Annotated in this window: 26 protein-coding genes and 1 pseudogene; 26 read left to right on the top strand and 1 reads right to left on the bottom strand. The window is 37.2% G+C overall.

The window, feature by feature from the left end; all coding sequences use genetic code 11:
- Positions 1–74 precede the first annotated feature (74 nt).
- The 15 genes and pseudogenes from ACH0B5_RS03115 (at position 75) to ACH0B5_RS03045 (ending at position 14,218) form a co-directional block, all read left to right on the top strand.
- Positions 75–950, top strand: coding sequence for a YicC/YloC family endoribonuclease (locus ACH0B5_RS03115; RefSeq protein WP_122970302.1), 876 nt, complete (start codon positions 75–77; stop codon positions 948–950).
- 180 nt (positions 951–1,130) lie between these two features.
- Entirely contained in the window at positions 1,131–1,748 is a 618-nt protein-coding gene (gene gmk / locus ACH0B5_RS03110) for a guanylate kinase (RefSeq protein WP_122970303.1), read from the top strand.
- Positions 1,749–1,752: 4 nt separating this feature from the next.
- Positions 1,753–1,977, top strand: a complete 225-nt coding sequence (gene rpoZ / locus ACH0B5_RS03105) for a DNA-directed RNA polymerase subunit omega (RefSeq protein WP_122970304.1) — start codon at positions 1,753–1,755, stop codon at positions 1,975–1,977.
- A gap of 156 nt (positions 1,978–2,133) precedes the next feature.
- Positions 2,134–2,679 (top strand): annotated as a pseudogene (coaBC, locus tag ACH0B5_RS03100) (bifunctional phosphopantothenoylcysteine decarboxylase/phosphopantothenate--cysteine ligase CoaBC); the annotation flags it as partial.
- Between the two features lie 5 nt (positions 2,680–2,684).
- A complete protein-coding gene (gene priA / locus ACH0B5_RS03095; RefSeq protein WP_122970306.1) occupies positions 2,685–5,099 on the top strand; it encodes a primosomal protein N' in 2,415 nt (804 codons plus the stop codon).
- Positions 5,100–5,160: 61 nt separating this feature from the next.
- Entirely contained in the window at positions 5,161–5,652 is a 492-nt protein-coding gene (gene def, locus ACH0B5_RS03090; RefSeq protein WP_122970307.1) for a peptide deformylase, read from the top strand.
- A 2-nt stretch (positions 5,653–5,654) separates the two neighbouring features.
- A complete protein-coding gene (gene fmt, locus ACH0B5_RS03085; RefSeq protein ID WP_406927370.1) occupies positions 5,655–6,596 on the top strand; it encodes a methionyl-tRNA formyltransferase in 942 nt (313 codons plus the stop codon).
- Positions 6,593–7,948: a 16S rRNA (cytosine(967)-C(5))-methyltransferase RsmB gene (gene rsmB, locus ACH0B5_RS03080; RefSeq protein WP_122970309.1), complete on the top strand. Its 1,356-nt coding sequence runs from the start codon at positions 6,593–6,595 to the stop codon at positions 7,946–7,948. Before fmt ends, rsmB begins: the two co-directional genes overlap by 4 nt.
- A gap of 31 nt (positions 7,949–7,979) precedes the next feature.
- Entirely contained in the window at positions 7,980–9,119 is a 1,140-nt protein-coding gene (gene rlmN / locus ACH0B5_RS03075) for a dual-specificity RNA methyltransferase RlmN (RefSeq protein WP_122970310.1), read from the top strand.
- A 13-nt stretch (positions 9,120–9,132) separates the two neighbouring features.
- Positions 9,133–9,882: a Stp1/IreP family PP2C-type Ser/Thr phosphatase gene (locus ACH0B5_RS03070; protein WP_122970311.1), complete on the top strand. Its 750-nt coding sequence runs from the start codon at positions 9,133–9,135 to the stop codon at positions 9,880–9,882.
- 2 nt (positions 9,883–9,884) lie between these two features.
- The gene (pknB, locus tag ACH0B5_RS03065) at positions 9,885–11,888 is read left to right on the top strand and encodes a Stk1 family PASTA domain-containing Ser/Thr kinase (RefSeq protein WP_122970312.1); all 2,004 of its coding nucleotides are present in this window, start codon (positions 9,885–9,887) and stop codon (positions 11,886–11,888) included.
- An 11-nt stretch (positions 11,889–11,899) separates the two neighbouring features.
- Positions 11,900–12,781, top strand: a complete 882-nt coding sequence (gene rsgA, locus ACH0B5_RS03060; protein ID WP_122970313.1) for a ribosome small subunit-dependent GTPase A — start codon at positions 11,900–11,902, stop codon at positions 12,779–12,781.
- 2 nt (positions 12,782–12,783) lie between these two features.
- A complete protein-coding gene (rpe, locus tag ACH0B5_RS03055) occupies positions 12,784–13,449 on the top strand; it encodes a ribulose-phosphate 3-epimerase (protein ID WP_122970314.1) in 666 nt (221 codons plus the stop codon).
- A gap of 1 nt (position 13,450) precedes the next feature.
- Positions 13,451–14,101 carry a thiamine diphosphokinase gene (locus ACH0B5_RS03050; protein ID WP_122970315.1) on the top strand — a complete coding sequence of 217 codons (651 nt, stop codon included), beginning with the start codon at positions 13,451–13,453 and terminating at the stop codon, positions 14,099–14,101.
- 15 nt (positions 14,102–14,116) lie between these two features.
- Entirely contained in the window at positions 14,117–14,218 is a 102-nt protein-coding gene (locus tag ACH0B5_RS03045; protein ID WP_122970316.1) for a stage V sporulation protein SpoVM, read from the top strand.
- Between the two features lie 204 nt (positions 14,219–14,422).
- Here the strand turns inward: ACH0B5_RS03045 and rpmB are convergent, their stop codons facing one another.
- Positions 14,423–14,611: a 50S ribosomal protein L28 gene (gene rpmB / locus ACH0B5_RS03040; protein WP_036202868.1), complete on the bottom strand. Its 189-nt coding sequence runs from the start codon at positions 14,609–14,611 to the stop codon at positions 14,423–14,425.
- 325 nt (positions 14,612–14,936) lie between these two features.
- Here rpmB and ACH0B5_RS03035 point away from each other — a divergent pair, with 325 nt between their 5' ends.
- The 11 genes from ACH0B5_RS03035 (at position 14,937) to rnc (ending at position 25,511) form a co-directional block, all read left to right on the top strand.
- A complete protein-coding gene (locus tag ACH0B5_RS03035) occupies positions 14,937–15,299 on the top strand; it encodes an Asp23/Gls24 family envelope stress response protein (RefSeq protein WP_122970317.1) in 363 nt (120 codons plus the stop codon).
- An 18-nt stretch (positions 15,300–15,317) separates the two neighbouring features.
- The gene (locus ACH0B5_RS03030) at positions 15,318–16,970 is read left to right on the top strand and encodes a DAK2 domain-containing protein (protein WP_122970318.1); all 1,653 of its coding nucleotides are present in this window, start codon (positions 15,318–15,320) and stop codon (positions 16,968–16,970) included.
- 200 nt (positions 16,971–17,170) lie between these two features.
- A complete protein-coding gene (gene sdaAB / locus ACH0B5_RS03025) occupies positions 17,171–17,833 on the top strand; it encodes an L-serine ammonia-lyase, iron-sulfur-dependent subunit beta (protein WP_122970319.1) in 663 nt (220 codons plus the stop codon).
- An 11-nt stretch (positions 17,834–17,844) separates the two neighbouring features.
- Positions 17,845–18,738, top strand: coding sequence for an L-serine ammonia-lyase, iron-sulfur-dependent, subunit alpha (gene sdaAA, locus ACH0B5_RS03020; protein ID WP_122970320.1), 894 nt, complete (start codon positions 17,845–17,847; stop codon positions 18,736–18,738).
- Positions 18,731–20,776, top strand: coding sequence for an ATP-dependent DNA helicase RecG (gene recG / locus ACH0B5_RS03015; RefSeq protein ID WP_122970321.1), 2,046 nt, complete (start codon positions 18,731–18,733; stop codon positions 20,774–20,776). The genes sdaAA and recG overlap by 8 nt, the downstream gene beginning before the upstream one ends.
- A 109-nt stretch (positions 20,777–20,885) precedes the next feature.
- Positions 20,886–21,476 carry a transcription factor FapR gene (gene fapR, locus ACH0B5_RS03010; RefSeq protein ID WP_122970322.1) on the top strand — a complete coding sequence of 197 codons (591 nt, stop codon included), beginning with the start codon at positions 20,886–20,888 and terminating at the stop codon, positions 21,474–21,476.
- Positions 21,460–22,449, top strand: coding sequence for a phosphate acyltransferase PlsX (gene plsX / locus ACH0B5_RS03005; RefSeq protein WP_122970323.1), 990 nt, complete (start codon positions 21,460–21,462; stop codon positions 22,447–22,449). The genes fapR and plsX overlap by 17 nt, the downstream gene beginning before the upstream one ends.
- Positions 22,450–22,481: 32 nt before the next feature.
- Positions 22,482–23,432: an ACP S-malonyltransferase gene (gene fabD, locus ACH0B5_RS03000; protein WP_406927369.1), complete on the top strand. Its 951-nt coding sequence runs from the start codon at positions 22,482–22,484 to the stop codon at positions 23,430–23,432.
- Positions 23,425–24,171 (top strand): 3-oxoacyl-[acyl-carrier-protein] reductase, encoded by a 747-nt coding sequence (gene fabG, locus ACH0B5_RS02995; RefSeq protein ID WP_122970325.1) that lies wholly within the window; start codon positions 23,425–23,427, stop codon positions 24,169–24,171. Before fabD ends, fabG begins: the two co-directional genes overlap by 8 nt.
- Before the next feature lie 188 nt (positions 24,172–24,359).
- Positions 24,360–24,596: an acyl carrier protein gene (gene acpP, locus ACH0B5_RS02990; RefSeq protein WP_122970326.1), complete on the top strand. Its 237-nt coding sequence runs from the start codon at positions 24,360–24,362 to the stop codon at positions 24,594–24,596.
- 153 nt (positions 24,597–24,749) lie between these two features.
- Complete coding sequence (gene rnc / locus ACH0B5_RS02985) at positions 24,750–25,511, top strand: ribonuclease III (RefSeq protein ID WP_122970327.1); 762 nt, start codon at positions 24,750–24,752, stop codon at positions 25,509–25,511.

The following is a 25,511-nucleotide window of genomic DNA, read 5'->3' as shown; positions in this document are numbered from 1 at the left end:
ATACGTCTAACATTAAATTAAGGCTCAGGATGTGTTATACTAAAAATAGTATGCAAAGAAAGGTGTGACGAACCTTGGTGCGTAGTATGACTGGTTTTGGCAGAGGTGTCACAACTACGAATAACTATCAACTAACTGTTGAAGTTCGTTCTGTAAATCATCGTTTTTTAGAAGTTTATACAAAATTTCCTAAGGACTGGCTAGAAGCTGAAATAGCTACTAAAAAACTATTATCCCAATATGTACAGCGGGGAAAATTAGATGTCGTTGTAAATTTGAAATCCTTAGGGAACGATTCTCTATCTATTCAAATCAATTGGCCATTAATTGAAGCTTATAAACAGGCAAAGGAGCAATTAAGCTCAGTAGTCCCCTTTGATGAAAAATGGTCTATGCAAGAACTGCTTTCTTTGGAAAATGCGTTGACGTATGAAAAACAAGAGTTGACGCCAGAAGAAATAAAAGAAGCTATTGAAGATGCTGTAAAAGAAGCAGCCGAAAAATTAGTTGAAATGCGTGAGTTAGAAGGTAATCAGTTAAAAAACGCTTTATTGTGCTATAATACTCAATTAAAAGAACATATTCAGCAAATTCGTGCTCTATCCACTGATTCGGTAAATAAATATCGAGCGAAATTAAATGAACGAATTATGGAAGTTGTTCATTTAGATAGTATAGATGAACGTATACTTGCAGAAGTCGCTATTTTCGCAGAAAAAGTAGATATTGCAGAAGAATTGGATCGCCTTGAAAGTCATTTTAAACAATTAGAAGGAACGCTGGAAGAAGCGAATTCAGTTGGCCGCAAGCTAGACTTTTTAATGCAAGAGATGCATCGTGAAATTAATACAATTGGCTCTAAAAATCAAAATGCTGATATTTCAATTGAAGTTGTTCAAGCAAAAACAATTTTAGAAAAAATGCGAGAACAAGTACAAAATATTGAATAATTGGTTTATGCTGTTATATGGAATTTTTTTAGGAACGAGTTTTCATGCTCATTGAAGTTTGTGAATGGAGTCGAATTAACGTTTAGACGATTCGACTACTCCAGTCATTTCTAATGTTTCTAATAAGGAACATCATAAAATAATTGTAATAGTAGTTTAGCAAGGGAGAAGTTGAGAACAATGAGAAAAGAACGAGGCTTATTAATTGTTCTATCGGGCCCATCCGGTGTCGGTAAAGGGACAGTACGTAAAGAACTTTTTTCAAAGGCCGGCACAAATTATGAATATTCGATTTCAATGACAACTCGTGCTCCGCGTGAAGGTGAAGTCGATGGTGTGGATTACTTTTTTAAAACTCGGGAAGAGTTTGAAACGCTTATCGAAGAAGGCGGTTTGTTAGAACATGCCGAGTTTGTTGGTAACTACTATGGGACTCCGCTTGCTTATGTCAATGAAACATTGGATGCAGGCCGAGATGTATTTTTAGAAATAGAAGTTCAAGGAGCGGCACAAATTCGTGAAAAAGCTCCTGAAGCCCTCTTTATATTTTTAGCACCCCCAAGTATTACCGAGTTACAGAATCGTTTAATTGGACGCGGTACTGAAACAGAGGAAATTATTAAAAAAAGAATTGAAACAGCACGGGAAGAGCTCGAAATGATGAGTTTATATGATTACGTTGTAGAAAATGATGAAATTCAGAATGCATGTGATAAAATAAATGCTATCATTGTTGCGGAACATTGTCGTCGTGACCGTGTTGAAAAAAGATATTTGTCTATGTTGAGAGGAGAATAATTTTATGTTGTACCCATCTGTTGATGCTTTAAAAAGTAAAATCGATTCAAAATATTCTTTAGTAAGTCTTGCATCAAAACGTGCTCGTCAAATGCAAGAACAAGGTGACGAGCAATTAGAATCCTACGTTTCCCATAAACCAGTAGGGAAAGCTTTAGAAGAAGTAGCAGCTGGTCTATTAAAGAAAGAGAAACAAGATGCTTCTACAATTTACGAGGACGAAATTTAATTTCAGAAAGTTTACGAAGTAACTTCTATTTGTTTAAGTCGTTTTCATTGAAGTTCTAAATGGTTTTTTGTTTATAATTAGTTGAAGATATGACGATCTATTAGCTCCCGGAGAATTATTCTTTGGGAGCTTGTCATTTGAAAGGATGAGTGAGTCATGCAAAAAAATATATTATTATGTGTGTCAGGTGGCATTGCGGTTTATAAAGCGGTAGCCCTTGTAAGTAAACTAACACAGGCAAATTTTAATGTGAAAGTCATTATGACAGAGTCAGCTCGTAAATTTGTCACACCATTAAGTTTTCAAGTGATGTCTAAAAACGACGTTTATTACGATACATTTGATGAAAAAGATTCAAAGGTCATAGCCCATATTGATTTAGCGGATTGGGCTGATTTAATTTTAGTAGCGCCAGCAACGGCTAATGTCATCGGAAAATTGGCAAATGGTATTGCAGACGATATGGTCACAACTACTTTACTTGCAGCAACTTGTCCCGTTTGGCTTGCTCCAGCCATGAATGTACATATGTATGATCATCCAGCTGTGAAACGAAATATTGCTCAATTAGCAGAAGATGGTTGTTCATTTATCGAACCGTCGGAAGGTTTTTTAGCGTGTGGGTATGTTGGAAAGGGTCGTTTAGAAGAACCAGAAAAAATTACACAAATTGTGGTCGAATTTTTTGAAGGGGAAGCGAAAAAGGGATGATAACCGTTGCGGAGGTAATCGTAGATGTCGCAGCCTATCCTGTCGATCGCCCCTTCGATTATTTAGTCCCTGCAGAAATGACAAATATTATGGAGTGCGGTAGTCGAGTAAAAGTACCATTTGGACCACGAAATGTACTTGGATTTGTTGTGGCGTTAAAAAACGATACAGATGTTCCTCTTGAAAAGATTAAGCCTATTACTCAAATACTTGATATTGAACCTGTTTTAACGGGTGAAATGTTACAGTTGGCCAAATGGTTAAAAAATGAAACAATTTGTTACGAAATTGATGCTTTGCAAGTTATGCTACCTTCTGCTTTGCGTGCAAAATATGAAAAGGTTATTACATTGCAAACGGATGTTGAACATTTACCATCTTCATTAAAAGAATGGTTTGAGAAATCTGAACGGGTATATTTGAAACAATTTGAAAAAAATAATCTACTTCCGGACATTAAGAAAGCATTAAAAGAAAAAATGGTTTCTTTGGAAAATGTCGTGCAACAAAAGGGAAAAGTGAAGGAAGTAAGAAAAGTACGAATTTGTCCAGAACGTGAAACATTAACTGAAATCTTTAACAACATTTCGAAACGGGCTAAAAAACAAAAGCTCCTTGTGGAGTGGATGTTCAATCATGTAGGGGAAATAATGGAGCCCGATATTATTTATAAAGAATTAAATACATCTTCTCAAGTGTTACAGGCTGTAATTGAATTAGGTGCCGCTTCTTTTATTCAACAAGAAGTGTACCGTGATCCATTTACAAAAGATGTGAAAAAAACAGATTTTTTAAATTTAACAGATGAGCAGTCTACGGCCCTTTATAAAATAACTGATGCAATGAACCGTAAACAACCTGAAACCTTTTTATTGCACGGTATTACAGGTAGTGGGAAAACGGAAGTATATTTACAAGCGATTGCTAAATGTTTAGAAGAAGGAAAAGAAGCGATTGTACTTGTTCCGGAAATTTCCTTAACCCCTCAAATGACGGAGCGATTCCGTTCCCGTTTTGGAGAGCTAGTTGCGGTCATGCACAGCGGATTATCCGTTGGTGAAAAATATGATGAGTGGAGAAAGGTACATCAAGGGAAAGTAAAAGTTGTTGTCGGGGCCCGTTCCGCTATTTTTGCTCCTTTTGAAAATGTAGGTATCATTATTTTAGATGAAGAGCATGAGTCCACTTACAAACAAGAAGATTCACCACGATATCATGCAAGAGACGTAGCGATTTGGCGTAGTAATTACCACTCATGTCCAGTTATATTAGGCAGTGCCACACCATCATTAGAATCCTTTGCCCGCTCAAAGAAAAAGGTTTATACATTATTAACATTAAAAGAACGTGCTTTAAAACAGTCGTTACCAACTGTTCAAGTAGTCGATATGCGAGATGAATTGAAACAGGGAAATCGTTCGATGTTTTCTCAACAATTAGTAGAATCCATTCGAATTCGATTAGAAAGAAAAGAACAAATCGTTTTATTTTTAAATCGTAGAGGTTATTCGGCCTTTGTTCTTTGTAGAGACTGTGGAACGGTTCTCCAATGTGAAAACTGTGACATTTCATTAACTTACCATCGTAGTAATGAAAAATGTAAATGTCATTATTGTGGCTATGAAATTCATGTCCCTAAAACATGCCCCCAATGTCAAAGTGATCATATCCGATTTTTTGGTACAGGAACACAAAAAGTGGAAGAAGAGATTGCAAAATTATTTCCTGAAGCTAGAGTGTTAAGAATGGATGTGGATACGACGAAAACTAAGGGGTCCCACGAGCAACTATTGCAAGCCTTTGGTGACGGGGAAGCGGATATTTTATTAGGCACTCAAATGATTGCTAAAGGACTTGATTATCCAAATATTACATTAGTAGGGGTGTTAAGTGCGGATACATCTCTCCATTTACCAGATTTCCGTGCTGCGGAAAAGACATTCCAATTATTAACTCAAGTAAGTGGACGAGCTGGACGACATAGTAAGCCAGGGGAAGTAGTCATTCAAACATATACACCAGAACATTATGCTATTGAATTAGCTAAGTCCCAGGAGTATGAACCGTTTTATGAACGGGAAATGCATATGCGTCATCAAGCTGGATACCCTCCATATTACTATTTAGCGTTAATTCAAATATCCCATCATGATGTCATGATGGCGGCGGAATATGCTGGAAAAGCTGCTGATTGGTTACGTTCAAAACTGTCCTTTAACATTTCCATCATTGGGCCGACTACAGCTGGAATCAGTCGTCTCCAAAATAGATATCGCTATCAATGTTTGATAAAATACAAAATAGAACCAAATTTAATCCCGACATTATTACAACTTATTAAGTTATACCGTTCGGATTGGATTAAAAAGGGAATTATCCTGACTGTTGATTTAGATCCAACAATGATTTAAACGATTTTTTGGTTAGGAATATTTCCTTGCTGCTTAAAGAAGTGTAGAAAGAGGTAAAATAATGGCAATTAAAGAAGTTGTAAAACATCCTGCAAAGGTACTAACAGAAAAATGTAAAGAAGTTACAGTAATTAACGAAGAAATTATTACACTTCTTGATGACCTATACGACACAATGGTGGAATATGATGGTGTTGGAATAGCGGCGCCTCAAATTAATGTTCCATTACGTGTAGCAATTGTTGAATTAGGTGGAGAACGAGATATATTAGAAATGATTAATCCAACTATTTTAGAAACTTCTGGGTCAGAAGTTGATATAGAAGGGTGTTTAAGCTTTCCAAATCTTTTTGGAGAAGTAGAAAGACCGACATATGTAAAAATTGAAGCTTGTGATCGTGAAGGAAGAGTATACGAATTGGAAGCTGGCGGTTTTGATGCTCGTGCCATTTTACACGAAATTGACCATTTAGATGGGGTTTTATTTGATTCAAAATTAATTCGTGTTGTACCGGAGGAAGAGCTAGCAGAAATGTATGGTGAGGAGGAGTAAAAATGACTTCAGTTGTATTTATGGGGACACCTTCTTTTTCAGTACCTATATTACGAATGATTCATGAGGAAGGGTATGACGTATTAGCAGTCGTCACTCAACCCGATCGCCCGGTCGGCCGGAAAAAGGTATTAACACCTCCTCCTGTAAAAGAAGAAGCATTACGTTTAGGTTTACCTGTCATCCAACCAGAAAAATTACGTGGTTCTCAAGAATTGGAACAAATTTTATTGTTAAATCCTGATATTGTCATAACTGCTGCCTTTGGTCAAATTTTACCAAAGACTTTACTTGATGCACCTCGTTTCGGTTGTATTAATGTTCATGCCTCTTTATTACCGAAATATCGTGGTGGAGCACCAATCCATCAAGCAATTATAGATGGGGAAGAGAAAACCGGCGTAACGATTATGTACATGGCGGAAAAATTAGATGCGGGGGATATTATTTCTCAGGCTGAGATTGCTATTGAGGATACTGATAATACAGGTACTATGTTTGAAAAATTAAGCCTTGTCGGAAGAGATCTTTTAAAATCTACGTTACCCCTTATTATTGAAGGGAAAAATGAACGTATTCCACAAGATGAAGAAAAGGTAACCTTTGCCCATAATATTTCAAGGGAGCAAGAACGAATTCATTGGTCCAATAGTGCAAGAACTGTTTTTAATCAAGTTCGTGGATTAACGCCATGGCCAACCGCTTACACAACTTTTCAAGGTGAGAATGTGAAAATTTGGTTAGTTAAAGAGGGAGATACTTTAACAAAGGATGCGCCAGGTAAAGTTGTGAAAATTAATAAAGATAGTTTTGAGGTCGCTTGTGGTGACGGAAAAACAATCATTGTTTTTGAACTTCAACCAGCGGGCAAAAAACGGATGACGGCGCAAGATTACTTGCGCGGAACGGGGTCAAAACTTGTGATAGGGGACCAATTTGAATGACAAAAAAGAAAGTACCAATTTGGAACGGTAATGTGCGCGATGCCGCATTAGCCATCCTTTTAGCAGTTGATAAAGATCAAGCATACAGTAATTTACTACTTAATCAAACGATTAATAAATATAAAATTGAAGCAAAAGATCGAGCCCTTCTAACCGAATTAACTTACGGAACCTTGCAACATAAATATACATTAGATTATTATTTAGAGCCTTTTATCCGCGGGAAAATAGACCTTTGGGTAAATTGGCTTCTTCGCCTTTCCCTATATCAAATGCTGTACTTAGACAGGGTTCCTGATCATGCGGTCGTGAATGAATCCGTGGAAATTGCAAAACGTAGAGGACATAAAGGAATCGCTTCATTAGTAAATGGCATCCTCCGGTCGATTTTACGTCAAGGTGTACGTTCAACAGAGGGGATTACGGATCCTATTCATCGATTAGCTATTGAAACGAGTCATCCAAAATGGCTAGTCGAGCGATTTATTAATTCTTATGGTCTTGAGCGCACAACAGAAATGTTACAAGAAAACAATGTTCCACCAATTCCAACCGTTCGAGTGAATATGACAAAAGCATCGGTTCAAGAAGTACTTTTAATGCTGGAACAAGAAGGTGTTTCAGCAAAACAAAGTAAAATAATGCCTGAGTGTTTACATTTCTTAACAGGTCAACCATCGAGGACAAAAGCATTTAAAGATGGTTTTATTACGATTCAAGATGAAAGTTCGATGATGCCGGCAAATGCGTTAAATCCAAAACGAGGATGGCGTGTCCTTGATATGTGTGCGGCACCAGGCGGAAAAACAACTCATATGGCTGAATTAATGGCCAATGAAGGTTCTATTTTAGCAACAGATTTACACCCACATAAATTAGATTTAATCGACGAAACAAGTGTCCGCTTAGGGTTAGATATTATTCAAACGGCACCAATCGATGGTCGGAAGGCTGCGGAACTTTTACAAGCTGAATCCTTTGATGCCGTTTTAGTTGATGCTCCTTGCTCAGGATTAGGTGTGATGAGACGTAAACCGGACATTAAATATACAAAACGGGAAGAAGACTTGTCTCGCCTCCATACGATTCAGCTTGAACTATTAAACAATGCTGTGAAAGTCCTTAAAAAAGGTGGGCGATTAGTTTATAGCACTTGTACAGTCAATAAGGAAGAAAATGAAGACACTGTATCGGCATTTTTAGCGACCCATCCAGAAATGGAATCGATTGAAATAGAAAATTTACCGAAGGAACTTGTAGATCGCAGTCAAAGTGGAATGCTACAAGTATTCCCTCAAGATTTCGGCAGCGATGGTTTCTTTGTAGCAACTTTTAGAAAAAAGCAAGATTAGTTAGAAATAAAAAAGGAGAATCCTAACACAAATGGATCAAAATAAATTTAATGAACGTATTCAAGACCTAGTAGAAGAGGCTGAACAAAAGCCAGCTCGACGTGTGAAAAAAGAAAAACCTCAACTAAAGGAATCCATTTATTCGTTAAGAATTGATGAGTTACAAGAATGGTTGAAAGAGAATGGGGAGAAACCTTTCCGAGCTGGTCAAATTTATGAATGGTTATATGATAAACGAGTGAAAACCTTCGACGAAATGTCGAATCTATCAAAATCCCTTCGTGAAAAATTAAAAGAAAACTTTGCTTTAACAACACTATCAACCATCATTAAACAAGAATCGAAAGATGGAACGATTAAGTTTTTATTCCAACTTCAAGATGGTTATTCCATTGAAACGGTATTAATGCGCCATGATTATGGAAATTCTGTTTGTGTAACAACGCAAGTTGGCTGTCGTATTGGCTGTACATTTTGTGCATCAACCCTTGGTGGTTTAAAACGTCATTTATTAGCAGGTGAAATTGTAGAGCAAGTTGTAAAAGTACAAAAAGAATTAGATGAAGCAGGTGAACGGGTATCCCATATCGTTATCATGGGAATTGGGGAACCGTTTGATAACTATGATGCGATGATGAATTTCTTAAAGGTCATCAATAATGATAAAGGATTAAATATCGGTGCTCGTCATATTACCGTTTCCACATCAGGAATCGTACCGAAGATTTACAAATTTGCAGATGAAGAATTACAAATTAATTTCGCTGTTTCTTTACACGCACCAAACCAAGAAGCACGTCAAAAATTAATGCCTATTGCTCGCGCCTATAAACTTGATGAACTTTTAGAAGCGGTACGTTATTATACGAAGAAAACGGGTCGTCGTGTAAGTTTTGAATATGGTTTAATGTCAGGTGAAAATGATTCTGTTGAAGTGGCAGAGGAATTAGCGGATTTAATTAAAGGGATTAAGTGTCATGTTAATTTAATTCCTATTAACTATGTACCAGAGCGTGATTATGTAAGAACTTCACGTAGCAGTATATTTGCCTTTGAAAAAACTTTGAAGAAACGTGGAATTAACGTAACAATTCGTCGTGAACAAGGTGCTGATATTGCAGCAGCATGCGGCCAGTTACGAGCGCAAGAACGCCAAGATGAAATAAAGTAGGTGGGTGACTACTGTGAAGTATACAGTCGAAAGTGATATTGGACGAAAACGGATGGTAAATGAAGATCGGGTTGCTTTTTTAGAGCATCCCGATTCCTTTAAACTTGCGATATTAGCAGATGGTATGGGTGGACATAATGCTGGTGATGTGGCCAGTGAAATGGCGATTGAGGAAATGAAAACCCACTTTCTTAATGTAAATGTCACACAATTAAACACGATTGAAGCAAAAAAACAATGGATGTTGGAAGTGATTAAAGCAATCAATGAAAAAATATATAATCACTCTCTCATTACTGAAGGTTGCCAAGGTATGGGGACAACATTAATCGCGGTTTTAATCGACGGTAATCAATGTTTAATTGGCCATATCGGAGATAGTAGAGTTTATTATTTTACTTCTGAAAATGTATCTCTTGTTACAAGAGATCATTCTTACGTTAATTTACTAGTTGAGAATGGAGAAATTAGTGAAGAGGAAGCAGAAAACCATCCGCAAAAAAACTTTATCGTAAAATCCCTTGGAACTGAATCGACGATAGAACCTGATTTTTACGAATTAAGCCTATTTCAACCGTCCTATTTATTAATTTGTTCAGACGGTTTAAGTAATAAAATTTCAACTGATGAAATGGCTGCTATTCTAACTTTACCCCTTTCAATTGAAAATAAAGGAAAAAAACTAGTGCAGTTAGCAAACGATTCAGGTGGAGAAGATAATATATCGGTCATTTTATTATCAATGAACGATGAGGAGGTGTAACTATGCTAAAGGGAAAAAGAATTAATGACCGTTATAAAATACTGGAGCTTATCGGCGGCGGTGGAATGTCGAATGTTTATTTGGCTCATGATATGATTTTAAATCGTGATGTGGCGGTTAAAGTTTTACGTTATGATGCGTCAAACGAAGAAGAATTTCATCGGCGTTTTCAAAGGGAAGCATTATCGGCGACAAGTTTAACTCATCCAAATATCGTTAGTATTTACGATGTTGGGGAAGATCAAGATATGCACTACATCGTCATGGAATATATAAAAGGCAAAACATTAAAACAATACATAAATGAGTTTTCGCCTTTATCACCAGCTAGAAGTGTTCAAATTATGAAACAATTAACTTCTGCCATTGCCCATGCCCATGAAAATCAAATTATTCATCGTGATATTAAACCGCAAAACATTTTAGTGGATAATGAAGGAAATGTGAAAGTAACAGACTTTGGGATCGCAACTTCTTTAAGTGCTACAAGCTATACGAAAACAAACTCTGTTATTGGAACAGTCCATTATTTATCTCCTGAACAAGCACGGGGTGGTACTGCGACGAATCAATCGGATATTTATTCGTTAGGGATTGTGTTGTATGAGTTATTAACGGGGGAATTACCGTTTTCTGGTGAATCGGCAGTATCTATCGCATTAAAACATTTACAAACGGAAACACCTTCTGTAAGAGCTTTGGACGCATCCATTCCACAAAGTTTGGAAAATGTTATTTTGAAGGCAACAGCTAAAAATCCCCTACATCGTTATTCTTCTGTAGAGGAAATGGAAGAGGACTTACAAACAGTATTATCTCCAGAACGTTTGTCGGAAAAGAAATTCCAACCACCCGTTGATGATGATGAAACAAAGGCAATTCCTATTATTAAAGATTCTTTACCGTTTAGCGACATTGCTAATACGAAGGTGAATTCTCAAAAAACGGAAAAGGCAGAACGAGTAAAGCCGGAAAAAGCTCAAAAAGAAGTACCTGTTAAAGAAAAAGATAAGAAAAATAATAAGAACAACAATAAGAAAAAGAATCGTCGAAAAATGGTAGCCATTATTGTGGCCATTATTGCCATTATTATTCTAGGTTCTGTCCTTGCCTTTAATTTGTTAAGTCCAAAGAAAATAGAAATTCCTGATGTATCGAATATGGAAGTTGAAGAAGCCATTGAAATACTTGAAAGTGAAGGATTTGCTATAGGTGAACAAAAAGAAGCCCATTCTGATGAAGTAGAAGAAGGGTTAGTAATAAAAACGAATCCGAAGGCTGGTTTAAGCCGTCTTGAAGGGACAGAAATCGAATTAGTTGTTAGCTTAGGTAATGAAAAAATTGAAGTGGATGATTATGTTGGAAAACAAATTAATCAAGTCACTTCAATTTTAGAGAATAGCGATTATCAAGATTTTGATATTCAACAAGTCTATTCGGATGAGCCGGAAGGTACAATTGTTGAACAACAGCCTTCTGCTGGAGAAGAGGTTGTTCCGAGTGAAACGACAATTATTTTAAAAGTAAGTCAAGGAAAAAATGAAGTAACTGTTTCAGACTTAACAGGGTATGATGAGGCGGAATTAGAAGAGTATGAAAAAAGCTCAGGCTTTAATGTTGAAATAGATAGTGAAGAAAACTCTGATACGGTTCCCGCTGGTGAAGTAATTTCCCAAAATCCAAAGGCGAATTCAAGTTTAGAAGAAGGCGGAACAATTGAAGTCGTTCTTTCTAAAGGTCCTGCTGAAAAACAAGTAAAAATGTATTATAAAGATATTGTAATTCCTTACGAACCGTTTCAATTAGGTGAAATACAATCAGTTCGAATTTTCATTGAAGACAAGACCCATTCGATGGTGGAGCCTTATGACGAATTCACGATAACGGAGGATACGAATTATCGAATTCAATTAGAAATTGCTGAGGGAGAAACAGCGGCCTATCGAATTGAACGTGATTCCACTAACATTGCAGAAGAGACAATACCCTATGATAGGGCAGAATAAGGAGTGAAAAAATGGCTGAAGGCCAAATCCGTAAAGCGTTAAGCGGTTATTATTATGTTTACCAAAACGGTGAGTTAATTCAATGCCGAGGGCGCGGTGTTTTCCGAAATCGAGGGGAATCACCGCTTGTCGGCGACTTTGTCGATTATACAAAAGAAGGGGAATCGGATGGCTACATAATGAAAATTCATCCGAGAATGAACGAATTAGTACGCCCCCCTATTGCTAACGTTGATCAAGCAATTTTAGTTTTTTCAGTAAAAGAACCAGATTTTAATACGATATTATTGGATCGATTTTTAGTTGTACTGGAATCATTCCGTGTAAATCCAATTATTTGTTTGACAAAAATGGATTTATTGGATGAAGAAGAACGGGTTAAGTTAACAAAATATATCGATGATTACAAATCCATTGGATATGAAATCATTGAAACTTATAAAAATGACAAAACTTTACTTGAACGATTGCAACCGGTTTTAGAAGGGAAAACTTCTGTTTTAGCCGGTCAATCTGGAGTTGGTAAATCTACTTTGCTAAATACGTTATTACCAGAATTAAAGTTACAAACAAGTGATATTTCCCACAGTCTTGGTCGAGGAAAACATACAACCCGCCATGTAGAGCTAATTGAAGTTTGTGGTGGGTTATTAGCTGATACACCTGGTTTTAGCTCCTTTGATTTTGATACAATTGAAAAAGAAGAGTTAACTTCTTGTTTCCCTGAATTTGAGCGGCTTAGTGAAGGATGTAAGTTTAGAGGTTGCTTGCATATAAAAGAGCCGAAATGTGCTGTAAAGGGAGCGCTAGAAAGGGAAGAAGTTCCTTCTTACCGCTATGAACATTATCAACAATTTTTACAAGAAATACTTGATCGAAAGCCGAGGTACTAATGATGATTAAAATTGCACCATCCATTCTTGCAGCCGATTTTGCAAAATTAGGACAAGACGTAAAAGAAGTAGAAAAGGCAGGAGCTGAACTCATTCATATCGATGTAATGGACGGCCATTTTGTTCCGAATATTACAATGGGTCCTATCGTTGTGGAAGCTTTACGTCCGATTACGAACTTACCTCTTGATGTTCATTTAATGATTGAAAACCCAGAAAGTTATATCGAACAATTTGCGAAAGCTGGTGCTGATTATATCTCAATACATGTGGAAGCATGTCGACATTTGCATCGCACGATTCAATTGATTCGATCCTTTAATGTGAAACCGGGCGTTGTATTAAATCCTCATACACCAATCGAATCGATTCAACATATTTTGGAGGATATTGATTTTGTATTATTTATGACCGTTAATCCTGGATTTGGTGGTCAAAAGTTTATTTCTTCAGTCGTTCCAAAAATTGAGGCATTATTTAAAATCATTAAAGAACGTGGATTAAACATTGAAATTGAAGTTGATGGTGGAATTACGGCAGAAACGGTTGTACCTTGTGCTAAAGCAGGAGCAACGATGATTGTGGCAGGTTCAGCAATATTTAACAAAGAAGATCGCACGAAGGCTTTGCAAGAGATTAAATTAGCTGGCGAGGCCGTTGTTCAATAGTATGACAACTGTTGTAATTTGTTCTAGTGGACCGAAGCAGGAGCTATGTTCTTTTAAACCGTTTCAATTAAAAGATGTCATATTTATTGGTGCTGACAGAGGGTCTCTTTATTTAATTGAAGAAGGAATTATGCCAAAGGAAATTGTCGGAGATTTTGATTCGTTATCAGAAGAAGAATGGATCAAAGTATCTACACTCGTTGAAAACGTTGAAAAAGTTCAAGCTGAGAAAGATGAAACGGACACCGATTTAGCTTTATTAAAGGCAATGAAATACGACCCGTCAGAAATCTATTTAACGGGTGTAACAGGTGGACGTTTAGATCATTTTGAGGCAGCCATTCGTTCCATGTATCGCTTTCAAATGTTAAATCAAAAAACAAAAATAAAAATTATAAACTCCCATAACGAAATTTGCATACTATTGCCTGGCAAACATACTATATTACGAGATGAAAAGTATCGATATATTTCATTTTTTGCTTATGAAAAGGAAGTAGAAAATGTGACATTACGTGGTGTAAAATACGAGACTACAAATGAAACAATTGAAATTGGTACATCTCGCTTTACTAGTAATGAATTGATTTCTGAGCTTGGGTATATCTCTTTTTCATCAGGCATATGTTTAATGATAAGAAGCAGTGATTAAAAAGGAGGCCAGCGTTTGAGAGTTTATACATTTCAATTGCCGAAAATTGTTAGTAGCCTTACACGTAGTTGCATTAATTTATTTACAGGCGGCGGGAAGAAGAAGAAAAAGGAATAATTTTTATTTCATTACTTATTTGATTTTCCAAAACGCCTATAAATTAAAACAAATGCATTTGGGAATACTTTCAGTAAAAAAGAAGGAACTGTCCTCTAAAATTGATAGGGCAGTTCTTTTTTAATATAGTTTTTTCTAGTACATAAAAAAACATCGACTTTTACATAATTTGTAAAAACCGATGTTTTCAATGATGGAAGTTGATTATACGCGTTCAACTTTACCAGATTTAAGAGCACGAGCAGATACCCATACACGTTTTGGTTTACCATTCACTAGAATACGAACTTTTTGTAAGTTTGCACCCCAAGTACGTTTGTTAGCGTTCATAGCGTGTGAACGGTTGTTGCCTGAACGAGTTTTACGACCAGTTACTACACATTGTTTAGGCATGTATATTCCCTCCTTACAGATGAATCTGAAAGATTGTTTTTCAGTTCTTTATTTCACATACTATAATAATTTAACATAGACAACAAATCGTTGCAACCTATTTCACATAACCTTTCAAGAAAAAATCATTTACAGTTAGAAAAAAGTCGGAGAAAATGGAAATGCTATATAAAAGCACTATCATAGTATACATAAAGCATATTGGAATAGAAGGGAAATCGACGGATTCCAGTAATTAAGTAGACGGATGCTAACGTTTTCTTTTATAATGAATTTTTGTGTAGTACAATATAGATTAGTCAAAAAGAGCCAAGGGGGCAAATTTATGTCAGTAGAAATTAATAATGATTTCGGACAAATTGATATTTCAAATGATGTAATTGCACAAATAGCTGGTGGAGCTGCAATTGAATGCTACGGTATTGTTGGTATGGCATCAAAACACCAAATTCGAGATGGTTTAACAGATATTTTACGAAAAGAAAACTTTACTAAAGGCGTTATTATTCGTCAAGAAGGACAAGACCTTCATATTGACATGTATATTATAGTTAGTTATGGAACGAAAATTTCTGAAGTAGCCTATCAAGTTCAATCAAAAGTAAAATACACAGTAAATAAAACATTAGGTATGAGCGTTAAATCAGTTAACATTTTTGTTCAAGGCGTTCGTGTTATGAATGTGTAAGAGGAGGATTTAAATCGGATGAAGTCACTAGACGGAATCAAATTTGCCGAAATGGTGCAGATGGGTGCCCATCACCTATCACAAAATGCAAGTTATGTTGACTCTTTAAATGTTTTTCCAGTTCCCGATGGAGATACTGGTACGAATATGAATTTGTCCATGACATCTGGTGCTAAAGAAACAGAAGTAAATGCACAAAAACATATTGGGAAAACTGCCCAGAGCTTATCAAAAGGATTATTAATGGGAGCCCGAGGAAATTCGGGGGTTATTTTGTCCCAGTTATTCCGTGGATTCGGAAAAGCGATAGAAAAAGAAGAAGAAATTGATGCCTATCGCTTAGCAAATGCGTTTCAAGCGGGTGTTGATACGGCCTATAAAGCTGTAATGAAACCTGTAGAAGGTACAATTTTAACCGTTGCCCGTGAAGCTGCTGCAAAAGCAGTAGAAGTTGCAGAAACGGAAACTGATATTATTAAAGTGGTGGAAGCATTAGTTGCTGAAGGGAAAAAATCATTGGATCGTACCCCTGACTTACTGCCGGTTTTAAAAGAAGTTGGTGTAGTAGATAGTGGTGGACAAGGTTTACTTTTCGTTTATGAAGGCTTTCTTGCATCTCTAAAAGGTGAAGCGCTTCCAGAACGTAACGATGCATCCCTTGATGATTTAATTAGTGCTGAACATCACCGGGCACAAGATTTTATGAGTACGGAAGAGATTGTTTTTGGCTATTGTACTGAAATTATGGTTCGATTAGAAAAAGATAAAGAGCCGTTTGATGAAATGAAGTTCCGTGAAGAGTTAAATGTCATGGGAGATTCTTTACTAGTTGTTTCCGATGACGAAATTGCAAAGGTACATATTCACTCTGAAACACCGGGAGCTGTACTTTCTGCAGGTCAAAAATATGGTAGCTTAATTAAAATTAAAGTAGATAACATGCGAGAGCAACATTCTGCTATTGTCAATGACCATTCCGATTCAGCAGTGGTTCCAGCAAAGAAAAAAGAAAAACATCCATATGCGGTTGTAACGATTGCCATGGGTGAAGGAATAGCGAATCTTTTACGCAGCATCGGCGCTTCTTATGTTATAGAAGGTGGACAAACGATGAACCCTTCTACAGAAGATATTGTTAAAGCGGTGAAAGAAATTGAAGCTGAACGTGTATTAATTTTACCGAATAACAAAAATATTTTAATGGCTGCTGAGCAGGCTGTAGAATTATTAGATATAGAAGCTGCAGTCGTACCGACGAAAACAATTCCTCAAGGAATGGCTGCTATTTTAGCCTTCAATCCTGAAGCTTCCGTAGAAGATAATAAAGAAGGAATGACTGAGGCGTTTTCCCATGTGAAGACTGGCCAGGTAACTTTTGCGGTACGTGATACTTCCATTGATGGTGTCGAAATTCGCAAAGATGATTATATGGCTTTAGCAGAAGGAAAAATCATTTTATCAACGCCTAAAATGTTAGAGGCAGCAAAAAAGGTCGTTTCTGAATTAGTTGATGAAGATTCAGAAATTATTACTATTTTATACGGAGAAGATGCAACAGCAGAGCAAGCGAATGAACTTTCAAGCTTTATCGAAAGTCATTATCCAGATGCTGAAGTAGAAATTGTAGAGGGAAAACAATCCTTATATCCGTTTATTTTATCAATCGAATAATCCATCTTGATAGCCTTCTCATAAATTATAGGGAAGGCTATATTTTTTATAAAGACAACCGTGGGTGTACAAATTTTTAGAAAACTATTTATTTTGAATGTCATAGAATGTTCATGATAAACTAGGCTTAAATTAAAAGACATTATCGAAATGATTTTCTATGAATCTGGAATAGAATAATCGTTTAAGGGGGAGATAGGTTGAAATTCACATCTGTATTTGACATCATAGGACCGGTTATGATTGGCCCTTCATCTTCTCATACGGCTGGTGCAGCACGCATCGGACGAGTGGCGAGAGATTTATTTGGTCGAAAACCTAAATGGGCAAAAATTCATCTATATGGCTCTTTTGCAGAGACGTATAAAGGACATGGAACGGACGTAGCGATTGTAGGTGGATTGCTGGATTTTGATACTTTTGATGAACGTATTAAAACGTCCTTTGAGCTTGCAAAAGAAGCGGGGTTAGAATTTGAAATTATTCCAGAGACGGCTAATAAGGAGCATCCGAATACGGCACGCATTGTTTTAGGGGATGAAATAGATGAGTTGTCGGTTGAAGGAATTTCTATCGGTGGCGGAAAAATTGAAATCAGTGAAGTAAATGGATTTAAGCTACGTTTAACGGGGGGTATGCCGGCTTTACTAGTTGTTCATGACGACCGTGCCGGTTGTATTGCAAACGTTGCCAATTGTTTGGCAATGCATCATGTCAACATCGGTCATATGGAAGTATCGCGAATTGAGCGTGGTTTAACCGCATTAATGGTCATCGAAGTGGACCAAAATGTTGATGATCGCATCATACAACAAATTTCAATGATACCAAACATTACGAAAGTATCTAAAATTAACAATTAGGAGTGAGCTAGATGGACGTATTATTTCGAAACGTACGAGAATTGGTTGAACTTGCGGATAAAGAAAATAAGCTCATCTCTGATATTATGATTGAACAAGAAATGAACATGAGTGGACGTTCAAGGGAAGCCATTTTTGAACAAATGGATAAAAACTTAGTTGTAATGGAGCAGGCGGTTGAACGGGGGTTAAATGGTGTTCAATCCGTATCTGGTTTAACAGGTGGAGATGCTGTATTACTACAAAAATATATATCATCAGGTAAAAGTTTATCTGGAGACTTACTGTTAGATGCAGTAAGTAAAGCGGTTGCCACAAATGAAGTCAATGCTGCTATGGGAACAATTTGTGCAACACCAACTGCGGGATCAGCTGGAGTTGTTCCGGGAACTCTATTTGCCGTGAAAAATAAATTGAATCCTAGCAGAGAGCAAATGATTCGCTTTTTATTTACTTCTGGTGCTTTTGGATTTGTTGTAGCGAACAACGCTTTTATTTCTGGTGCAGCTGGAGGCTGCCAAGCTGAAGTCGGTTCTGCTGCAGGGATGGCAGCTGCTGCTATTGTAGAAATGGCGGGTGGAACACCAGCTCAAAGTGCAGAAGCCTTTGCTATTACGTTGAAAAACATGCTTGGATTAGTTTGTGACCCCGTTGCAGGACTCGTTGAAGTGCCGTGTGTAAAACGTAATGCGATGGGTGCTGCCAACGCAATGGTTGCCGCTGATATGGCACTTGCTGGGATAACAAGTCGGATTCCTTGTGATGAAGTAATTGGAGCGATGTTTAGAATCGGTCAAACGATGCACCCGAGCTTAAAAGAAACAGCCCGTGGTGGTTTAGCTGCAACGCCTACTGGTCAGGCTCTTGCTGCGAAAATCTTTGGGAGCGCGGTAAAAGTTGACTAGTATTACTGATCCGGTTATAGCTTTAAAAGGAATTGGGAAAGAAACGGCTGATCACCTCGGTGATATGGGAATTTATACGATAGAAGATTTAATTTGGACATTTCCATATCGACATGAAGATTATCGTTTGAAGGATTTGGCTACAACACCTCACAATGAGAAAGTAACCATTGAAGCAAGGGTAGAAAGTGTCCCTTCTGTCCTTTATTTAGGGAAAAATAAGTCACGAATTCAAGTAACCGTTTTAGCAGGAAGACATCTCGTAAAAGTTGTTTTTTTTAATCAAAATTATTTAAAAACAAAATTAACGCCAGGTACAATCGTAACCGTATCAGGGAAATGGGATAGAGGAAGACAGGTCATCAATGGTACATCCATCAAATTTGGCCCGAAAACCGATAATGCAGATTTTGAACCGGTATACAGTTTAAAGGGATCCATTCACCAAAATAAGTTTCGTAAATATATGCGACAAGCGTTAGATGTAATCGGTGGCGACATGGATGAAACACTTCCGAAGCATCTTTTGGAGCAATATCAGTTGCTCCCGATTTTAGATGCTTTGGAAGGAGTTCATTTCCCGAAAGATGCAAACCAGGCGAAACAGGCTAGAAGACGTTTTGTATATGAGGAACTGTTGCATTTCCAATTACGTATTCAATCTTTGCGTAAGGCAAGGAAAGAAAATGAAAAGGGCATTGCCATTGCCTATGATTTACAAAAAGTGCGTCAATTTATACAAAGGATTCCATTTGAGCTTACGAATGCTCAAAAAAGAGTCGTAAATGAAATTTGTAAAGATTTAAAAGAGCCCCATCGTATGAATCGTCTATTACAAGGGGATGTTGGTTCTGGTAAGACGATTGTTGCTGCCATTTGTCTTTATGCTGCCGTTACAGCGGGCTATCAAGGAGCTTTAATGGCACCTACAGAAATTTTAGCTGAACAACATGCTAAGTCTTTACAATCGTTGTTTGAACCGATTGGGGTGAAAATTGCACTGCTTTCAGGTTCTACTAAAACGAAAGAAAGACGGCTTTTATTAGAACAATTACAAAATGGAGAAATTAATATTTTAATAGGGACCCATGCGTTAATACAACCGGATGTTATTTTTTCTAATCTTGGATTTGTCATTACCGATGAGCAACATCGGTTCGGAGTAGAACAGCGTAGAATTCTTAGAGACAAAGGGATGAATCCCGACGTACTTTTTATGACTGCAACTCCAATCCCAAGAACGTTAGCAATTACTGCATTCGGTGAAATGGACGTTTCGATAATCGATGAATTACCAGCTGGACGTAAAGAAATCGAGACCCATTGGTTGAAGAAAGAACAATTAAATGCTGTCATTTCAAAAATGGAATTAGAAATACGACAGGGAAGACAAGCCTATGTAATCTGTCCCCTTATTGAAGAATCGGAGAAATTGGACGTTCAAAATGCAGTGGAAGTATATGAACAATTGGCAACGATTTTTAATGGTCGCTATAATGTAGGTTTAATGCACGGCAGACTTCTTTCAGAAGAAAAGGATGAAGTGATGCGAGCATTTACAGAAGGTAAGATCGATGTACTTGTTTCTACAACCGTCGTGGAAGTAGGGGTAAATGTTCCAAACGCTACTTTTATGGCTATTTATGATGCCGATCGATTTGGATTGTCTCAGCTTCATCAATTACGTGGCCGGGTTGGGCGTGGCCAGCATCAGTCCTATTGTATTTTGCTCGCAGACCCGAAAACAGATGAAGGGAAAGAGCGAATGTTGTCCATGACCCAAACAAACGATGGTTTTAAACTTGCTGAAAAGGACTTGGAATTGCGGGGACCAGGAGATTTCTTTGGAAAGAAACAGAGTGGGTTGCCAGATTTTAAAATGGCTGATTTAGTCCATGATTATCGAACGTTAGAAGTAGCAAGACAGGATGCTGCAAAGCTTATTTATGATGAGCAGTTTTGGCAAGATGCGGAATATCGTTATTTGCGAGAAATGTTAGAGGAATCCGGAGTTTTAACGGGAGAACGAATTGACTAAATAAATGCTTTTTTATGAACGTAACATTTTTTGTTGCGTTCTTTTTTTTTGAAATGTATACTGGTATTAGTACCAAGTGCTAAAAAAATTAGAAGTAGGTGACGAGGGATTGAAGCGAACAAAAAAAGAACGTCAACGACTACTAACGGAAACAATTGAACAGAACCCATTCGTCACCGATGAACAGTTAGCTTCCGAGTTTGGAGTCAGCGTTCAAACCATACGTCTAGATAGGATGGAACTTTCTATTCCTGAATTGCGTGAACGTATAAAAGACGTAGCTGCTAAAAATTATGAGAACGAAGTAAAGGCTCTACCAATTGATGAAGTAATTGGAGAAATTATTGATATTGAATTAGATCAACGTGCCCTATCTATTTTTGATGTGAAAGAGGAGCATGTTTTCCAACGTAATGGCATTGCGAGGGGACATCATTTATTTGCACAAGCAAACTCGTTAGCGGTTGCGGTAATTAATGATGAACTGGCATTGACTGTAAAATCAAATGTCATCTTTGTAAAACCTGTGAAAGCAGGTGACCGTGTGATAACGAAAGCAACAGTACGCGGCCAAGACGATCAAAAAAATCGTACATATATAGATGTTGTATCAACTGTAAATAATGAAACTGTTTTTAAAGGTGAATTTGAGATGTATCGCACGAAAGGTTTAGGTGACCAAAATGAAAATAGCAATTGATGGTATGGGTGGCGATCATGCACCGAAGTCAATCGTTGAAGGTGTATTGTTAGCATTAGAAGACTTTCCAAATATTGAAATTCAACTATACGGGAAACAACAAGAGTTGCAACCGTATTTAAAACAACATGAGCGTTTACAAGTAATCCACTGTGAAGAAGTTGTCGAAGGAGATGATGACCCAGCTCGGGCTGTACGTCGTAAAAAGGATTCTTCTATGGCGAAAATTTTAGAAGCGGTCACTGAGAAACGTGCGGACGCTTGTTTATCGGCAGGCAATACCGGTGCTTTAATGGCAGGTGGCTTATTTAAAGTCGGTCGTATTGAAGGGGTAGCTCGTCCGGCATTAGCGACAACTTTACCGACAATTGATGGCCAAGGATTTTTAATGCTAGATTTAGGTGCAAACGCCGATGCAAAACCAGAAAATATTTTACAATACGCCATTATGGGCTATGTTTATGCAAAAAAAGTAAGAGGTATCGACAATCCTCGAGTAGGATTATTAAATATCGGAACAGAAGATAAAAAGGGGAATGACTTAACGAAACAAGCGTTCACTTTATTAAAAGAATCCAACATTCATTTTATCGGCAATGTGGAAGCGCGTGATTTATTAAATAATGTGGCCGATGTCGTTGTAACAGATGGTTTCACAGGGAATATGGTTTTAAAATCCATCGAAGGTACAGCTGGTGCAATGATGACGATGTTAAAAGAAGCATTCATGTCTTCAGGAAAAACGAAAATCAGTGCATTGCTCATGAAAAATGAATTGAAAAACTTAAAAGGTAAATTAGATTATTCAGAGTATGGCGGCGCAGCGCTCTTTGGGTTACAAGCACCAGTCATTAAAGCCCACGGTTCTTCCGATGCAAGGGCAATCTATAGCGCTATTCGTCAAGCTTCAATTATGGTGGAACACCATGTTACGGAAGTTATTAAAGAGACAATTGCGGAAAGCCAAAAGTAATAACAAAAGGGATGTTAGAAAAGGGGATTAACATGACGAAAATAGCTTTTATTTTTCCAGGACAAGGCTCTCAACAAGTAGGGATGGGACAGGAGTTTGTTCAAAATAGTGAAGAGAGTAAAGCGTATTACGATCAAGCAGATAAAGTTTTACAATTTGAGTTATCCAAATTAATGTTAAATGGTCCGGTAGAGGAATTAACATTGACTTATAACGCACAACCAGCTTTATTAACAACTGGTGTGATGGTTGCAAAAAAATTAATGGATGCAGGTATTCAACCAGATTACACAGCTGGTCACTCTCTAGGTGAATATGGATCATTAGTGATTTCTGGAGCCATTTCCTTTGAAGACGCTGTTCAAATCGTTCATAAACGTGGACTATATATGAATGAAGCAGTTCCTGCTGGTCAAGGTGCGATGGCGGCGATTTTAGGTTTAGCGGCAGAACCTTTAAAGGAAGTTTGCGACAAAATTACTAGCGAAGGTAATCCAGTACAGCTTGCTAATTTAAATTGTCCTGGTCAAATTGTAATTTCTGGCACTAAAGATGGGGTGGAAAAAGCTTGTGTAGCAGCAAAAGAAGCTGGTGCAAAACGTGCTATTCCATTAGTAGTAAGTGGTCCATTCCATTCAGAGTTGATGCGCGGTGCTTCCGAAAAATTAGGAGAAGAATTAAAAAATGTTCAACTAACTGACCCTCAAATCCCTGTTGTAGGAAATGTATGGGCACAAGAGTTGAAAGATGTTTCTTCAATCCAACATGAATTAGTTGAACAAGTATATTCTCCGGTACAGTGGGAAAATTCCGTTAAATATATGATTGAACAAGGAGTTTCTATTTTTATCGAATGTGGACCAGGTAAAGTATTATCAGGTTTAGTGAAAAAAATAAATCGCTCAGTTAAAACATATTGTGTTTATGATGAAGCTTCTTTTAACGAAGTAGTGGAAGCTATTGGAGGAGAGCTAATTGGGTAAACTAGTAGGAAAAACGGCAGTAGTAACAGGTGCTTCCCGTGGAATTGGACGTGCAATCGCATTGCAACTTGCTTCTGAAGGTGCGAATGTAGTTGTAAACTATAGTGGAAGTGAACAAAAAGCACAGGAAGTAGTAAATGAAATCGAACAACTTGGTACAAAAGCTATTGCAGTACAAGCGAATGTTTCAGATACTGAGTCTGTACAAAATTTAATGTCGGCTGCAATTGAACAATTTGGTTCCATTGACGTTTTAGTAAATAACGCTGGTATAACGAGAGATAACCTACTTATGCGTATGAAAGAAGAAGAGTGGGATGAAGTAATGAATACGAACTTAAAAGGCGTATTCCTTTGTACAAAAGCTGTTACTCGTCAAATGATGAAACAACGCTCAGGTCGTATCATTAATATTTCATCCATCGTAGGTGTAATGGGTAATGCCGGTCAAGCAAACTACGTTGCTGCAAAAGCTGGTGTTATCGGGTTAACAAAAACAACGGCGAGAGAATTAGCATCCCGTAACATTTTAGTAAACGCCATTGCTCCAGGCTTTATTACAACGGAAATGACTGATGAATTGCCAGAAGACATTAAAAGCTCAATGTTAAATCAAATTCCATTAGCTAAATTAGGACAACCAGAAGACATCGCGAAGGCGGTTGTATTCTTAGCTTCTAATGATGCAAGTTATATGACAGGTCAAACTCTTCATATTGACGGTGGAATGTATATGTAATAAAAAACTGAAGTTAGTAAAATATTATTAATACGAAAGTAATTAATAGTTTACTTCTTTACAATTTATTGTTGATTGTATGAATAACTTCATATAAACTTTTAAATTTGTATAACGAAAATATCGAATTTATCCATTTGCGATAAATTAGCTATTTCGAATATACTATTTGAGGGGAGGTGACCGACTTGGCTACAGTATTAGAACGTGTTACAAAAGTAGTCGTTGACCGTTTAGGCGTTGACGAAAGCGAAGTGAAATTAGAAGCTTCTTTCCGTGAGGATTTAGGTGCAGACTCATTAGACGTTGTTGAATTAGTAATGGAACTTGAAGATGAGTTTGATATGGAAATTTCAGATGATGATGCTGAAAAAATTGGAACTGTTGGCGATGCTATCAGTTACATTGAAAGTAAAATAAGCTAAAAATTTAAAGAGGCACACATTTCGCATTCTAAGTAAAGCGTTAATTTGTGCCTCTTTTTATATTAGTTTACTGATTATACAAAGAAAAGTTGAATTTCTATCACTGAACAAGGTAAACTAAACGGTAGAATCTATTAGGAAGGCAGATTGTTCATGACAATAAGAAAAAAAGGGAATCATCAAAAAGTTGGGGTATTACCTGAAAAGGTAAGACATCAATTTGAATATTTACAAGAGGAATTAAATATTTATTTTCGAAACAAAAGTTTACTTTATCAAGCATTTATCCATTCATCTTATGTGAATGAGCATCGTCGCAAATTATTTACAGACAACGAAAGACTAGAATTTTTAGGAGACGCTGTTCTTGAACTTTCTGTATCTAAATACCTTTTTGAGCGATATCCCCATATGAGTGAGGGAGAGTTAACAAAATTACGGGCATCGATCGTATGTGAGCCGTCCCTTGTTATTTTTGCCAACGAATTAAATTTCGGTAAATATGTTCTTTTAGGGAAAGGGGAAGAGCTTACAGGTGGTCGTGAACGTCCTGCCCTTTTAGCGGATGTTTTTGAATCCTTCATTGGTGCTCTTTATTTAGATCAAGGGTTAGAAATCGTTGTAGCATTTTTAGAACGAATCGTGTTCCCAAAAGTAGAAGTCGGTGCTTTTTCGCATGTGATGGATTTCAAAAGTCAATTGCAAGAAATGGTTCAACAATCAAACAATGGTGTATTGCATTATGAAATTGTCGATGAAAAAGGACCAGCACATAACCGTACCTTTGTTTCGCGCGTTTTATTAAACGACAAAGAACTAGGAATAGGACGTGGGAAATCGAAGAAAGAGGCTGAACAACAAGCGGCGCAAAATGCGATGGTTGCATTAAATCAGTCTAGTTTTAAGGAGGAGTAG

This window comes from Ureibacillus sp. 179-F W5.1 NHS (assembly GCF_045369345.1).
In the GTDB taxonomy this organism is placed as follows: Bacteria; Bacillota; Bacilli; order Bacillales_A; family Planococcaceae; genus Ureibacillus; species Ureibacillus halotolerans.
The sequence above is the reverse complement of the archived record's forward strand: the minus strand, read 5'-3'. Positions and strand labels throughout refer to the sequence as shown.